The sequence below is a fragment of the Fodinicola acaciae genome (assembly GCF_010993745.1).
GTDB classification, from domain to species: domain Bacteria; phylum Actinomycetota; class Actinomycetes; order Mycobacteriales; family HKI-0501; genus Fodinicola; species Fodinicola acaciae.
On record NZ_WOTN01000003.1, the window covers coordinates 744,321 to 757,982 of the forward strand.

A 13,662-nucleotide genomic window follows, 5' to 3' on the forward strand; every position below is an offset into this window, starting at 1 on the left:
GCAATACCGTGTCCGATTGTCGCCGGCAACGGCATTTCCGCTGCTCATCGGAGTGGTCAGCGGCCGAAAGAAAACACCCGCCACGCCGGATGTGTCCGGCATGGCGGGTGTGTTTGTTGGTTGCCTGTTCAATTATTCGCCTCGTTGCGAACAGTGCTCACAGAAGGCCAGTCACTGCCGTCGAAGATAACTGCGTACACTTCGGGCCACCTCACGTGCGGGCCGTGGCGCTGGATATCGCACCGTGTGTTCCTCGCGCATTCGCGCTCGTGCATAGGCTTCGTGCATAACTAACATTTCAAGACTCCTGGTCAGTTCGTAGTCGGTCGTACCGAGACCATGCGCCGCGGTCATGCCGCAACCACCGGTGTGCGAGCGGCGTCCGCCTTGCGCGGACGTCCACGTGGACGCTTGCGGGCGATGACGGTGCCGCGCTCGAAGATCTCGCCACCCCACACCCCCCACGGCTCGCGCCGGTCCAGGGCGCCGGCCAGGCAGGCGGTGCGAAGCGGGCAGTCGCCGCAGAAAACCTTGGCGCGCTCCAGGTCACGCGGGTTTTCGGCGAACCACAGGTCGGGGTCCTCGCGGCGACACGGCACGTCCGCGTCGTCGTCGATTCCCGGCTCGAGAACGGCGGCGGTGGCGCTCAGTGTCGGGTAAGACATGCCGGGTTTCACCTCTCTCGGAAGTCTGTTACGTGCGATCGGCTCGTAGGTGGACGGTTGAGTAGTGGGTTTGGTCGAGGACAAACAAAAAGGCCGCGAATCCCGGGTTCGGGATCCGCGGCCTCGAAGTGAGCCGGCGAGGTGTGGTGACCTCACGTTCGCCTACTTCGAGGAGGGATGCCCGGGACGTACCGGCGCTGCGCCGGGATGGCGTCATCGCCGACACCCATGCCCGGCTTGGTAACCAGAACGCTGGTCAGCTGGACGGTGGTGAAGGCAGACGTCTCCCGCGACACGCCGGCGTCGGGACCGCACGTACGAAGAGCGCCTCCATACATGGGAGCCACGTGTGCGCGCGCAGCAGCAAGGATGGTCGACGCCTCGTACATCAACTCGTTACCGCTCACGTCGCCCACCTCCTTTTTCCGCTGATCGTTGACACATGGCCGCCCCAAATTGGCGACTCTGGCAGGTTACGCTTCCGGCCGCGGGAAGCACAACGTATTTTCGCCGAAGTTTTTCAACGTCGGCAAGATCACGCGTGGCACGCATGAAAACCACCGCAATATCCACGATACGCGTCACCCGTACGGCCGATGCCGACCGTACGGGCAACGCCGCGTGCAACCCTCTCAGCCCGGCTGGCTCGCGCCCGGCGGAATGTGGACCGGCTGGAATGTCACGCCGTCCGCCGACACCAACGTACGTACGCCGTCGTCGTTGTTCCCGGTTACGCCGGACAACTGATAGCCGCCTCCCGGGAGTCGCTCGATCTGCGTCAGGTTGGTCGGCAGACCTGGCACGGCTCGAAACGTCCTGCCGCCGTCGGTCGAGGCCATCAGCGGGCCGCCGAGCTCTCCGTCGGTCCACGGCGCCACCGCCAGCAGCGAGCCGTCGGCGCGTACGACCAGTTGCAGCTCACCTGACGCACAAAGACGGGTCGGCGCCGGTTGGTCGACGAGGTGCCAGGAGACACCACCGTCGGTCGTGCGGAACATCCTGTCAGGACCTTTGTTCGTCATGTCGTCGCCGCACGCGTAGGCCGTTTTTCCGTCCCGGCTGGCGACCGTGAACGCGCCGCTCCTGGACAGTGCCGGCGATCGCCGCCAGCTCCGGCCGTGATCCCGGCTGACCGCGACCGCGTAGTGGTTGTTGTCGTCGGAGACCGCGACCCACAGTGATCCGTCGGCCGCCGGCAGGACGAGATGCTGTCCCTGCGCCAATGACGACAGGCCGGCGTTGGGCTGGCTGGTCAACGGATATCTCTGGCCGGTGGCCGGGTCGACCGCGACGTACTGCCGGCCGCTGCGCTCCATGTCGACCCACGCCAACGGCCAGCCGGCGGGGATCTCGGCGACCGTGGGACCGGTCTGCGGGACCGACCGCCAGGTGCGGCCGCCGTCCCTGCTGATCACCTGACGCCAGACGAGCGTCGAACGGTCGAGCAGGAACGGCGGCAGCTCCTCACCCTTTCCCACCTCCGGCATCCACCAGGTCTGCCAGGTCCGGCCGGCGTCCGGCGAATGGGAGAGGATGAAGCCCGTCGTCCGGTAGCAGTCCCAAAGCGTGTTGATCACGTAGTAGACGTCCTTGGCGTCGTACGCGACGGTGTCGCAGACAACGCCATACGGCGAGGCAGGTCGCGGCGTACTGATCAGTGCCATCGGCTCGCCGGCGTGCGACCGCAGCTGGCTCAGGCCAAAGCCGCCGCCGACCACCAGCGCCAGCGCCAGCACGCTTGCGGTGATCGACATCGATCGGTGCGTGCGGCGGCGCCTGCGGCCGCGCTCGCGCAGCACAGCCGGGTCCGGCAGCCGCGTACGCGCGGCGACCTCGGCACGTACGCCGGCGAAATCACGCACATTCATGGCGGCCTCCGGTGATCAGTGGCAGCGGCTGGAGGTCGCGGTCGCCGAGCTGCTCGGCCAGCGCCAGGCGCCCGCGGTGCAGCCGCGACTTGACGACGTTCGGTGAGACGCGCAGCGACTCGGCGATATCGGTCACCGGCAGGTCGGCCAGGTAGAACAGCGCGATCGCCTCGCGCTGTTTCCGCGGCAGCCGGCGTAATGCCTGCACCAGGACGACGTGGTCGGGCTCGAGGCCGGGCAGCCGGTCCTCGGCCGGCCGCAGCCGGCGCAGCAGGTGGTCGAAGCGCTCGCGCCGGCGAAACCGGCTGCGCGCGATGTTGAGCGTCACCACCCGCATCCAGGCCACCGGGTTGTCCGCGTGCGCGACCTTCTCCGGCCGGCTGAAGGCGCGGATGAAGGCCTCCTGCACGACGTCCTCGGCCTCGGTGAGGTCGCCGGTCAGCGCGTACGCGGCGGTCACGAGCGCACCGGAGGAGTCCCGGTAGAGCCGCTCCACGAACGCCTCGTCAGAGGTGGTCGGTCTTCGCACGCCAGTCCCTTCGCTGGTGTTGCCGTCATCTCACTGACCACATGAGCCGGGGAAACGGTTACGCGGCATACGGTAGAGATCATGGATGCCCGACGAGCCACCGTCGCCGACGCCGCCGCACTGACCCGGATGCGCGCGCTGATGCTGGAGGCGATGGGCGCGGACGTCGGCGCGCCGGACGCGCCGTGGCGCAAGGCCGCGGAGGACTGGTTCGCCGAGCAGCTGGCTCGTACGGACACCTTCGCCGCCTTCGTCGTCGACGACCCTGACCTGGGCGTCGTGTGCAGCGCGGCCGGCATCTGCGACCGGCACGCTCCGGGGCCGGCCAACCTCGACGGCCTGAGCGGCCACGTGTTCAACGTCAGCACCGACCCGCGGCGGCGACGGCGTGGACTCGCACGGCTGTGCGTGACGGCGCTGCTCGGCTGGTTTCGCGAGGAGAGCGGGGTGGCCGCCGTCGGGCTGCACGCGACCGGCGACGGCGAGGCGCTCTATCGCTCGGTCGGCTTCGCCGAGCCGCGCTTCCCGGAGCTGAAGCTGCGCCTGACCTGACCAGCGCTTCCGGCCGCGTCGCACAACAAGCAGGGTCGCCCTACGTGCGGTTGGCGGGACGGTCAGGCGCCGGCGGTGGGTTCCGGTATGGAGTCGGGCAGCGCGCCGCCGACCAGGGCGAGCACGGCCGGTCCGTAGCGGGACAGCCGCGCCGGGCCCATGCCCGGCACCTTGCCGAGCTCCTCCAGCGTGTCCGGCTGGTCCTCGGCGACCGCGGTCATGGTGGCGTCGGTGAAGATCAGGTATGCCGGGATGTCCAGCTCGCTGGCCGCTCGCTCGCGCCACTCGCGCAGCCGGTCCAGCAGCTCCTCGTCAGCGTCCGGTGGCGGACAGCCGCCGCAGCGGCGCAGCTTGCGCTGCGTCGGGTCGAAGAGCGCCACACCGCAGATCCGGCAGGTCGGCAGGCCGCGCCGCGCCTTGCCCGCGGTCTTGCCGTTGGACGTACGCGGCGCGGAAGCCGGCGCGCTGTCGGCCGGCAGGAACCGGCTCGGCCGCCGGCTGGCCCGGCCGCCCGGCTGCCAGGCCGCCGACCAGGACAGCCACAGCCGCTCCTTGGCCCGCGTCACGCCGACGTAGAACAGCCGGCGCTCCTCCTCGACCTGCTCCGGCGTCTGCGCGTACGCGATCGGCAGCGTCCCCTCGGTCAGGCCGACCAGGAACACCGCCTGCCACTCCAGGCCCTTCGCCGCGTGCAGCGACGCGAGGGTCACGCCTTCGACGGTCGGCGCGTGCTGCGCGGCGGCACGGCCGGCCAGCAGCTCGTTGAGCGCCGGCAGGCCGTCAACGGCACCGGCCGGCACGGTCTGCGCCGCGACCGCGTCCTCGACCAGCCGTACGAGCGCGGCCAGCGCCTCCCACCGCTCGCGCGCGGCACCGCCGGACGGCGGCGCGCCGGGCGCGAAACCGGTCGCGGACAGCGCGTCGGTGACCGCGTCGACCAGCTTCTGACCGGCCTCGGCGGCATGCGCGGCACCGCGCAGCAGCACCATCGCCTCGCGGATCTCCGGCCGCTCGAAAAACCGCTCGGTGCCGCGTACGACATACGGCACACCGCGGTCGGCCAGCGCCTGCTCGTAGTTTTCCGACTGCGCGTTGGTGCGAAACAGCACGGCGATCTCGGACGCCGGCACACCGTCGTCGATCAGGTCGGCACACCTGGCCGCCACCGCGGCGGCCTCCGCCGGCTCGTCCTCACAGCGCAGCACCTGCGGCGCCGGACCGTCCGGACGCTGGCCGACCAGCTTCAGCTTCGCCGCCGCGTGCTGGCCGCGTGCGCCGGCGATGACCTGGTTGGCCAGCCGTACGACCTGCGGCGTCGACCGATAGTCGCGCTCCAGCCGTATGACGGTGGCACCGGGCCGGCGTGCGAAGCCGAGCAGGAAGTCGGCGCTCGCGCCGGTGAACGAGTAGATCGTCTGGCTCGCGTCACCGACGACGCACAGATCCTCGCGGCCGCCGAGCCAGGCCAGCAGCAGCCGCTGCTGCAGCGGGTTGACGTCCTGGTATTCGTCGACGACGAAGTGCCGGTATTGCGAGCGGATCTGCTCGGCGACGTCCGGATGCTCCTCCAGTGCCCACACCATCGCGCGCAGCAGGTCCTCGAAGTCGATCCGCTGCGCACGCCGTTTGAGCTGCTCGTACGCGGTGTAGACGGCGGCCAGTGCGGCCGGCTCGACCGGCAGCTCGCGGTCGGCCTTCGCGGCGGCCGCGACGAAGTCGGCCGGCTCCACCATGGTGGCCTTGGCCCACTCGATCTCGGCGGTCACGTCGCGTACGCCGGTGCCGGCCAGCCGCAGCCCCTCGCGCGCCGCCGCCTGGCCGACCAGCCGGGCCTTGCTCTCCATCAGCTCCGGCATCGACCGGCCGTCGAACAGCCGCGGCGCGAAATAGCGCAGCTGGCGCAGCGCGGCCGCGTGGAACGTGCGGGCCTGCGCGCCAGGCACGCCGAGCTCGATCAGCCGGCCGCGCATCTCACCGGCGGCGCGCGCGGTGAAGGTGATCGCCAGCACGTGGTGCGGCGCGGTCTCGCCGGTCAGCGTCCGGTAGGCGATCCGGTGCGTGATGGTCCGCGTCTTGCCGGTGCCGGCACCGGCCAGCACGCACACCGGGCCGCCAGGCGCCACCACCGCCTCGCGCTGCGTCTCGTCGAGACCGGCCAGCACCGCCTTCGTCCGCTCCCCGGTTGTCCTCACCCCCTGATCCTCGCAGCCACCCCTGACCAAAACGCGGCGGACCCGCGGCGTGGACGCGGCATGATTTGGTGGTACGCACCACGGAAGATCGGGGCCGTCCGTGGTGTTGTGTTAGCGGATCGACTGCCGAGACAGAGGTGGATGATGTCTGACCAGCAAGCCAGCGTCACGATGTACTCGACGCCGTGGTGCGGCTACTGCAAGCGGCTCAAGGCCCAGATGAACCGCGAGGCGATCCCGTTCGCCGAGGTCGACATCGAGCGGGACCCGAAGGCCGCCGAGTTCGTGATGAGCGTCAACGGCGGCAACCAGACCGTGCCGACGCTGCTGTTCGCCGACGGCACCGCGATGACCAACCCCAGCCTCGCCCAGGTGAAGGAAAAACTGGCTTCCGCGGCATAACGTACGTGTCACCGGGCCGTTATTTCATCCAGAGGCTGTTGGCTGTCGGTGAGCGTGTCTGAAAACTGTGGCGGCCGATAGCCGAGCCCAAACGACTCTCGACCACCACAGTTTCCAGACACGCTCTATCGTCGGACAACAGACGTCGCTTAACCCGGTAGGTGGCCCACAGATGCGTACGCAGGACCCGCCGTCCACCGTTGTCCGCAGGACGGCCAGCGGCTGGGTGGTCGACGGTGACACGCCGGAGGAAGTCGACGGCCTGGTCGAGGCCATGGTGCTCGCCGACCTGGTGGCGGCCGACTCCGGCGGACCGACCCGGCCGCGGCAGCGGCCGGGACCGGCCGACAAGCAGCAGGACGAGACCGAGCAGCTGCGGGTGGCGGTCAGCCAGCTGCAGCACGCGCTGACCGTACGCGTGACGATCGAGCAGGCGATCGGCGTGCTCGCCGAGCGTACGGGCCGGCCGCCGCGCGACGCGTTCGAGCATCTGCGCAAGGTCGCGCGGTCGCACGGCAAGCGCGTACACGACATCGCCGCGGCGGTCGTCGCGTCGGTCACCGACTCGAGCGTCGTGCTGCCTGGCGATCTCCCCCGCCGCCGCTGAATGCGACCGACACCTGTCACGCCGCAGGCGCTTGTCGAGTTGCTGGCCGAGCTGTGCGCGGCCGCCGGCACCGGCGCGCGGCTCCGAGTCGCCGTGGACGGTCACCCGGCGACCGGCACCGCGCGGCTCGCCGATGACGTGGCGTCGGCGTTGCGGTCCAGCGGCCGGCCGGCGTTGCGCGTGTCGACGGATTGGTTCCTGCGGCCGGCGTCCCTGCGCTTGGAGTACGGCAAGCAGGACGTGCAGGCCTATGGACAGACCTGGCTGGACACCGCGGCGCTGCGCCGCGAGGTGCTGGATCCGGTCGTCGACTCCGGCCGGTGGCTGCCGACGCTGTGGGACCCGCGGGCCGACCGCGCGACGCGTGCCGCCTATCAGCAGGCGCCGGAAAACGCGGTGCTGCTGGTCGACGGCACGCTGCTGCTCGGCCGCGGCCTGCCGTTCGACCTCACCGTCCACCTGCGCCTGTCGCCAGCCGCCAGGCGGCGCCGGACGGCTGACGACCTGCGCTGGACGCTGCCGGCGTACGACGACTACGACCGGACGGTCGATCCGTCCGAGGTGGCCGATGTGGTCGTACGCGCCGACGATCCGCGGCATCCGGCCGTGGTGGTCAGGAAATAGCCGACCAGAAGCCGCAGTGGTGCTCGGCCGTCAGGTCGACCGGACCGACCGCACCTGGCACGAATGACTGTACGGTCGGAAACGCACGCCAGCCGGGCCGGCCGGTCGCGGCGAAGCTGGTCACGTATCCGATCATCTGGCCGGACAGTTTTCGTTGTGCCGCGTTGAGTACGGACGAGGTCGTGCCGTCGACGTCGAACAGGTAGACCAGGTCCGAGCCGTGCGACGCGCCAGGGGGCATGTCCGCCGGAAACTCCGCGATCGGCGGCGCGGTGCGGTCGCCGAACTCATACGCGTACGTCCGGGTGTGCCGCGCGAATCCCTTGTCCGCCACCAAAGCCGGACAGATCCACGACCGGTCCGTCCACACCGCCGACAATGCCGTCGCCGGCGTCGCGTACCCGCTGGCCGGATATTCTCGCTCGACTTTCGCGGCATTCCGCCCGAAACTGGCCGCCAACATCGACCGATAGCGACCGAGATCGATTTTCTGCCGCATGTCGGTGTAGGCGACCCAACTGCTGTGTTCGTCGCGCGTGTTTCCCTGCATCACCGGGATCCGATGGAAATGTCCGGCCTCGACCGCCGCGGCCGGCGCCTCCGGCAGCGTACGGTTGCCGTAGGTGACCAGCGCGAAATCCATGAAATACTTCATCAGCTCGGCGGCTTTCTTGCCGCGTAGGCACTTCAGGTCGTCGCAGCCGAGCTTTTGCATGTCTCCGGCGCCAATCCCCTGCGACATGCTGGCCGGGATCCACGGCGCGATCGCCGGAAGACCGGGACCGAGCGCCTCCTTCGGCCAGTTCATGGAGCACGAACCGCTCATCACGATCGCCTTGTCGAAAAGACCGGCGGCCGCCGGCGAGACCAACTGCGAGCACGTACTCATGCCACCGGCCGACTCGCCGAACAACGTCACATTGCTTGCGTCACCACCAAAACGCGCGACGTTGGCGCGTACCCACCGCAGCGCGGCCTGCTGGTCCTGCAGTCCGAAAGCGCCACCGTCGCGACCGAGCGAGGGATGGTTGAAAAAGCCGAAAATGCCGAGCCGGTAGTTGACCGTGACAACGACGACGTTGCCGCCACGGATCAGCCGGCGTGGATCGTAGTCACTTCCTTGTCCTTCGAAGAAACCGCCGCCGTGCAGCCACACCATGACCGGCAACCGGTGCGCCGATTTCGGTGCGGTGACGTTGAGATAGAGACAGTCCTCGCTGACCAGCGACTCCGGAGTGCCGGACGGCACGTCCTGGCGACAGGCCGGACCGGGTTTGGTCGCGTCACGCACCTGCGACCACGGCCGCACCGGCCGCGGCGCCGTCCAGCGCAACGACCCCACCGGCGGCGCCGCGTACGGAATCCCCTGGTATGCACGGAAACCGCCGTCGTCCACACCCCGGACCGGACCACTGGTCGTAGGCACGACCGGACCGGCCGAGGCGTTTGCCGGCGACAGAAGAGAAAACAGCAGCGCAAGCGCCGCGACGACTCGCAAGACATCCTCCTCATCGTTTTGATACGATCGCATCATAAACACGTCGACGCGGCGACGGCAACCGACATGGAAAGCTGGAGAGGTGCCCAGACAGGTGGACCACGAGCAGCGACGGCGGCAGATCGCCGAGGCGGTGTGGCGGATCGCCAGCCGCAGCGGGCTGGAGGACGTGACGATGCGGCGGGTCGCGACCGAGGCCGGCGTGTCGATGCGGCTGGTGCAATACTATTTCGGCACGCGCGACGATCTTTTGCTGAAATCGCTGGAAATCCTCAACAAAATGGCGGAGGGGCGCGCGCAGGAGAAGATCCGCGCGACGATCGGCGAGCCAACCCCGCGCAACATCCTGCGCGGCATCATGACCGAGATGCTGCCGTACGACGACGACCGCCGCACGATGTATCTGGTGCACATCGCGTACTTCGTGAAGGCGCTGACCGACGACTCACTCGGCGCCGCGCTCCGCAACGTCGAGCCGCTGCTGGAGGAGTTCATGGCGAGCCTGATCCGGCAGGCACAGGAGGCCGGCGAGGTGCCGGCGAGCGTCGACCCGATGCGCGAGGCGACACTGATGATGTGCAGCGTCGACGGCATGCAGACCGCGATGTTGCTGGGACAGCGTACGGAAAAGCAGACCCATGAGCTGATCGACTACCAACTCGACCGCATCTTCTCGACGCGGGCGTAGGGCGTGGTGGTCCGGTCGTACGGCTCCCGTGTTGTGCCTTGGGAGGTTGGGTTTCTGCGCGGCGGGCGCTCCTGCGCGGAGGGCGACCTCAAGGGAGGGGCGCGTGGCCGCCAATCGGTGTGCGTTGGGGGTGCGGGTGGCGGTTGTGGGCGGGGCTGGGTTTCCGGGCTTGCTCGTTCTCCCCCGGCCGTGGCGGCTAGGGCCTAGGTGCCCTCGTCGAGCCAGTTCGAGATCAGGTGATAGGCGATCGACGTACGCATCGGCAGTCGCGTGACCGCCTCGCGCTGCGCACGCACCTGGTCACGGGTGAACCACTGCGCGTCGTCCAGCTCCTCGTCCACGCGTACGATCGGCTGCGAAGGATCGGCGAGCGCGGTGAAGCCGAGCATCAGCGACGCCGGATACGGCCACGGCTGGCTGCCGACATATCGTACGTCGGTGACCGTCACCCCGGTCTCCTCGCCGACCTCGCGGATCACCGCCGCCTCCACCGACTCCCCCGGCTCGACGAAGCCGGCCAGCGTCGAATAGCGGCCCGGGGGCCAGGACGCCTGGCGGCCGAGCAGCGCGCGGCCGGACGGGCCGGAGACGCCGTCGTGCACCAGCACGATCATCGCCGGGTCCGTACGCGGAAAGATCGGGCCGGAGCCGTCGGCGGTCCGCACCCAGCCGGCGTCGTGGGCGACGGTGGGCGCGCCGGTCACCGGGTCGTACAACGAGTTGTCGTGCCAGTTGGCCAGCGCGACCGCCTGCACGAACAGGCCGGAGTCGCGCGCGTCCAGGTCGGCGCCGACGGTGCGGATGTCCAGCGCCTTGACCGAATCGCTCGATGGCGACAGCTCACCGCGTACGGCGAAATACACCTCGTCGGCGTCTTCGCCGAGGAACAGCCGCTGGCCCTCCGGTGCCTGGTCGGCGGTGACGAAGACGAGGCGATGACCGTCGGACAGATCCACCAGGGCGCGGCCGTCGGAGCTGATGACCAGCACGCGAGCACGTTTCCACGCGTCGGCGAGCCAGTCCGGGTCGCGCCGCCGGTGCGCGGCGCGGTCCACGGTCGAGCGGCCCAGCGGCAGCACCCGGTCGGTCATCCCTCTTCGTCTTCTTCGTACTCTTCGACATCGGTGATCGCGCTCAGCGGCTCGACGATCCGCTCGGCCTCACCGACCACCACGGTGACCGCCTCGGATGGCCGCAGATATTCAAGCGCGGCCGCGCGCACCTGCTCGAGCGTCGCCGACCGCAGGTTGGCCGCGTGTTGGTAGAACCAGTCGAGATCCAGCCCGACGCCGGCCAGCGCGCTGATCGTGCTCGCGAGGCCGGACTGCGAGGCCACCGACAGCGCCTGTGTGCCGACCGCGTACTGCCGGGCCTGCTCCAGCTCCTCGGTGGTGATCGGCACGGCGGAGATCCGGCCGAGCTCGTAGAACACCTCCAGCAGCGCCGGCGCGGTCACCTCGGTGGCCACGTCGGCGTCGACCGAGACGATCGAGCCGGCCACCGAGTGCGAGAGCGTGGCGTGCGGCGAGTACGTGTAACCCTTGTCCTCGCGGATGTTTTCCACCAGCCGCGAGGAAAAATAGCCGCCGAAGGTGAGGTTTGCCAGCTGCAGCGCCGGATAGTCCTCGTGCGCACGGCTGACCGCGAGCAGGCTGAGCCGCAGCGACGACTGCACCGAGCCGGGCCGGTCGACGACCAGGACCGGGCCGAGCTCCGGCGGTCGTACGGCCTTCACCGGCGAGCCGCTGGAGCCACCGGTCCAGTCGCTCAGCGCCTTCTGCGCCGCGTCGAGCGCCCGTCCCGGTGCGGTGTCGCCGACGATGACCAGCGTGCTGCCGTCCGGCACGACCCTGGTGTCGTGCAGCCGGCGCAGCGCCGCCGGCGTGATGCCGCGGACCTCGTCGGGCTCGGGCACCTGCACCGCGTACGGGTGGTTGCCGAAAAACCGCCGCTGCATGGCCTTGCGGGCCACCTGTGCCGGCTGGCTGTTGGCCATCTCCAGCCGGTCGCCGAGCCGGTCGCGCTCGGCGGAGACCTCCTTGGTCGGGTACGCCGCGTCGGTCAGCACGCCACCGAGCAGCTCCAGCAGCTTGGGCAGGCCGGAGGCCAGCGCGTTGCCGGCGACCATCAGCCGGTCGGGGTCGGTCGAGACGGACAGGCCGCCGCCGACCGACTGCAGGTCGGCGGCGATCTCCACCGACGACCTGGTCGACGTGCCCGACAGCAGCGTCTCGGCGAGCACCGCCGACCGCGGCAGGAACGTCTTTCCGGTGCCGGCGAACGGGATCCGCAGCCGCACCTCCACCAGCGGGACGCCAGGACGGCGTACGGCGATGACCCGCAGGCCGTTGTCGAGCACCCGCTCGGACACCGCCGGCCGCTTGGCCTTCCGCGGCGGCGCGAGATCGGGCAGGGTCGTCGGATAGGACCGTACGACCGGCTCGGACTCGGCGACCGGCTCTGGTCCCGGCTCGGTGACGGCCGGCACCGGCGGCGCCTCGGCAGGAGACTCGGTCACCGGTTCGGCGACGGCGGCCGGCTCGGCGGTGATCTGGGCGGGCTGCTCCACCACGTTTTCCACCTCGTTGTCCACCTGGGTCGTCTCAGGCGTGGTCACTGCGCACCTCCGGGGTGGACCTCGACGACCGCGCGGCGCTCCGGCGTCAGGCTGGCGGCCGCGGCCACCACCTGCTCGGCGGTCACCTGGGTCAGCAGCGTCGGCAGCTGGCCGATCAGCTCGGCCTCGCCGCGCTGCTGCTCGAGCACGGCCATCGACAGCGTCCGGGACAGCACCGGGTCGACGTCGCGCAGCAACTGCGCCGCCAGCCGGGCCTGCACGCGGCTCAGCTCCGCGGCCGGCAGGCCGTCGGTGGCCAGCCGGTCCAGCTCACTGTCCATTGTGGACAGTACGGTGTCCGCGTCGACGCCGGGCGGCGAGTGCACCTGGGTGATCATCGCGGTCGGGTTGCGTACGTCGAAGGGGTCACCCATCAGGCCGCAATATGCCGCGACGCTGGTGGCGATCCGGTCGGTCTGCACCAGCCGCTGGATCAGCCGCGACGCGTCACCGTCGGTCAGCACCTCGCCCAGCACCACATATGGCAGATAGTCGGTGAGCTTCTCGATCGGGTCAGGCACCCGCCAGGCCGCGGCCACCGCCGGCATCGGCGCCTGCGGGTCCACGTAGCTCTCCCGCCGCTCACCGGTCAGGTCCGGCTCGTCGAAGTCCGGTCGCCGCGGCGTCGGGCGGCCGGCGATCGCCCCGAAGTGCCGCTCGACCAGCTCGGCGGCCTGCGCCACCTCGAAGTCGCCGGCGACCGCGAGGACCGCGTTGCTCGGAGCGTAATAGCGGTCGAAGAACTCGGCCGCGTCGTCGACGGTCGCCGACTCCAGGTCGACGAACGAGCCATAGCCGTCGTGCGAGTTGGCGAACGTGCTGAAAAGCACCGGCGGCAGCTTGAGCCAGGGGAAGCCACCGTACGGCCGGTTCAGCACGTTGACCCGGATCTCCTCCTTGACCACCGCGATCTGGTTGGTCAGGTTTTCCTCGGTCAGCCGCGGACCGCGCATCCGGTCGGCCTCCAGGAACAGCGCGCGTTCCAGCGCCGCCGACGGCATCAGCTCGTAGTAGTCGGTGTAGTCCAGGTGGGTCGACCCGTTGAACACGCCGCCGGAGGCCTGGACGTGCCGGAAGTGCGCGAGCTTCTCCAGGTTTTCCGAGCCCTGGAACATCAGGTGCTCGAAGAGGTGCGCGAACCCGGTCCGGCCCTCCGGCTCGCTGCGGATGCCGACGTCGTAGGTCACCGCGATGCCGGTGACAGGTGCGCTGCGGTCTGGTGCCAGCACCACTCGCAGGCCGTTGGACAGAGTGAGCCGCTCGACGTCGTACGACACCGGTTTGACGGTGACCGGACGAGCGGCGCGCCGCGACGGCGCTATCGCAGAGCTTGTTTGACGGGCCACCGCACGACCCTAACCGGCCCGGGCGACGATTCGCTTGCGGGCCGGGGATATTGGCCCTGTCTGGTTGCTCTCAG

At 69.8% G+C, this 13,662-nt stretch carries 13 protein-coding genes; 5 read left to right on the forward strand and 8 right to left on the reverse strand.

Features of this window, described 5'->3' with window-relative positions; translation table 11 throughout:
- Positions 1 to 350: 350 nt before the first annotated feature.
- From GNX95_RS29775 to GNX95_RS29785, 3 genes are all read right to left on the reverse strand, one after another.
- A complete protein-coding gene (locus tag GNX95_RS29775) occupies positions 351 to 665 on the reverse strand; it encodes a WhiB family transcriptional regulator (protein WP_187369723.1) in 315 nt (104 codons plus the stop codon).
- Between the two features lie 632 nt (positions 666 to 1,297).
- Complete coding sequence (locus tag GNX95_RS29780) at positions 1,298 to 2,533, reverse strand: WD40/YVTN/BNR-like repeat-containing protein (protein ID WP_163511003.1); 1,236 nt, start codon at positions 2,531 to 2,533, stop codon at positions 1,298 to 1,300.
- Entirely contained in the window at positions 2,520 to 3,062 is a 543-nt protein-coding gene (locus GNX95_RS29785; protein ID WP_222854034.1) for an RNA polymerase sigma factor, read from the reverse strand. Before GNX95_RS29785 ends, GNX95_RS29780 begins: the two co-directional genes overlap by 14 nt.
- An 81-nt stretch (positions 3,063 to 3,143) precedes the next feature.
- Here GNX95_RS29785 and GNX95_RS29790 point away from each other — a divergent pair, with 81 nt between their 5' ends.
- A complete protein-coding gene (locus tag GNX95_RS29790; protein ID WP_163511005.1) occupies positions 3,144 to 3,614 on the forward strand; it encodes a GNAT family N-acetyltransferase in 471 nt (156 codons plus the stop codon).
- Positions 3,615 to 3,676: 62 nt separating this feature from the next.
- Here the strand turns inward: GNX95_RS29790 and GNX95_RS29795 are convergent, their stop codons facing one another.
- Positions 3,677 to 5,806: an ATP-dependent DNA helicase UvrD2 gene (locus GNX95_RS29795; RefSeq protein ID WP_222854035.1), complete on the reverse strand. Its 2,130-nt coding sequence runs from the start codon at positions 5,804 to 5,806 to the stop codon at positions 3,677 to 3,679.
- Positions 5,807 to 5,947: 141 nt separating this feature from the next.
- On the opposite strand from GNX95_RS29795, the gene GNX95_RS29800 reads away from it, so the two are divergent.
- The 3 genes from GNX95_RS29800 to GNX95_RS29810 all read left to right on the forward strand — a co-directional run bounded on the left by GNX95_RS29800 (position 5,948) and on the right by GNX95_RS29810 (position 7,439).
- Entirely contained in the window at positions 5,948 to 6,208 is a 261-nt protein-coding gene (locus GNX95_RS29800; protein WP_163511007.1) for a mycoredoxin, read from the forward strand.
- Between the two features lie 172 nt (positions 6,209 to 6,380).
- A complete protein-coding gene (locus tag GNX95_RS29805) occupies positions 6,381 to 6,815 on the forward strand; it encodes an ANTAR domain-containing protein (RefSeq protein ID WP_163511009.1) in 435 nt (144 codons plus the stop codon).
- The gene (locus tag GNX95_RS29810; protein ID WP_163511011.1) at positions 6,816 to 7,439 is read left to right on the forward strand and encodes a nucleoside/nucleotide kinase family protein; all 624 of its coding nucleotides are present in this window, start codon (positions 6,816 to 6,818) and stop codon (positions 7,437 to 7,439) included.
- Here GNX95_RS29810 and GNX95_RS29815 read toward each other — a convergent pair.
- On the reverse strand, positions 7,429 to 8,937 hold the full coding sequence (locus tag GNX95_RS29815) for a carboxylesterase/lipase family protein (protein WP_222854036.1): 1,509 nt from the start codon (positions 8,935 to 8,937) through the stop codon (positions 7,429 to 7,431). The genes GNX95_RS29810 and GNX95_RS29815 overlap by 11 nt on opposite strands.
- Before the next feature lie 82 nt (positions 8,938 to 9,019).
- Here GNX95_RS29815 and GNX95_RS29820 point away from each other — a divergent pair, with 82 nt between their 5' ends.
- Positions 9,020 to 9,625, forward strand: a complete 606-nt coding sequence (locus GNX95_RS29820; RefSeq protein ID WP_163511015.1) for a TetR/AcrR family transcriptional regulator — start codon at positions 9,020 to 9,022, stop codon at positions 9,623 to 9,625.
- A 203-nt stretch (positions 9,626 to 9,828) separates the two neighbouring features.
- On the opposite strand, the gene nudC is transcribed toward GNX95_RS29820, so the two are convergent.
- The 3 genes from nudC to GNX95_RS29835 are packed head-to-tail and all read right to left on the reverse strand — an operon-like array spanning position 9,829 to position 13,519.
- Positions 9,829 to 10,716, reverse strand: a complete 888-nt coding sequence (gene nudC, locus GNX95_RS29825; RefSeq protein WP_163511016.1) for an NAD(+) diphosphatase — start codon at positions 10,714 to 10,716, stop codon at positions 9,829 to 9,831.
- The gene (locus GNX95_RS29830) at positions 10,713 to 12,242 is read right to left on the reverse strand and encodes a M16 family metallopeptidase (protein WP_222854037.1); all 1,530 of its coding nucleotides are present in this window, start codon (positions 12,240 to 12,242) and stop codon (positions 10,713 to 10,715) included. The genes nudC and GNX95_RS29830 overlap by 4 nt, the downstream gene beginning before the upstream one ends.
- Positions 12,239 to 13,519: a M16 family metallopeptidase gene (locus GNX95_RS29835; RefSeq protein WP_163511018.1), complete on the reverse strand. Its 1,281-nt coding sequence runs from the start codon at positions 13,517 to 13,519 to the stop codon at positions 12,239 to 12,241. The genes GNX95_RS29830 and GNX95_RS29835 overlap by 4 nt, the downstream gene beginning before the upstream one ends.
- Positions 13,520 to 13,662: the final 143 nt, after the last annotated feature.

What these genes read in the sequence shown, in the direction of transcription:
- GNX95_RS29775 (WP_187369723.1), bottom strand. Translation starts at nt 665, where the DNA reads ATGTCTTACCCGACACTGAGCGCCACCGCCGCCGTTCTCGAGCCGGGA.
- GNX95_RS29780 (WP_163511003.1), bottom strand. Translation starts at nt 2,533, where the DNA reads ATGAATGTGCGTGATTTCGCCGGCGTACGTGCCGAGGTCGCCGCGCGT.
- GNX95_RS29790 (WP_163511005.1), top strand. Translation starts at nt 3,144, where the DNA reads ATGGATGCCCGACGAGCCACCGTCGCCGACGCCGCCGCACTGACCCGG.
- GNX95_RS29800 (WP_163511007.1), top strand. Translation starts at nt 5,948, where the DNA reads ATGATGTCTGACCAGCAAGCCAGCGTCACGATGTACTCGACGCCGTGG.
- GNX95_RS29805 (WP_163511009.1), top strand. Translation starts at nt 6,381, where the DNA reads ATGCGTACGCAGGACCCGCCGTCCACCGTTGTCCGCAGGACGGCCAGC.
- GNX95_RS29810 (WP_163511011.1), top strand. Translation starts at nt 6,816, where the DNA reads ATGCGACCGACACCTGTCACGCCGCAGGCGCTTGTCGAGTTGCTGGCC.
- nudC (WP_163511016.1), bottom strand. Translation starts at nt 10,716, where the DNA reads ATGACCGACCGGGTGCTGCCGCTGGGCCGCTCGACCGTGGACCGCGCC.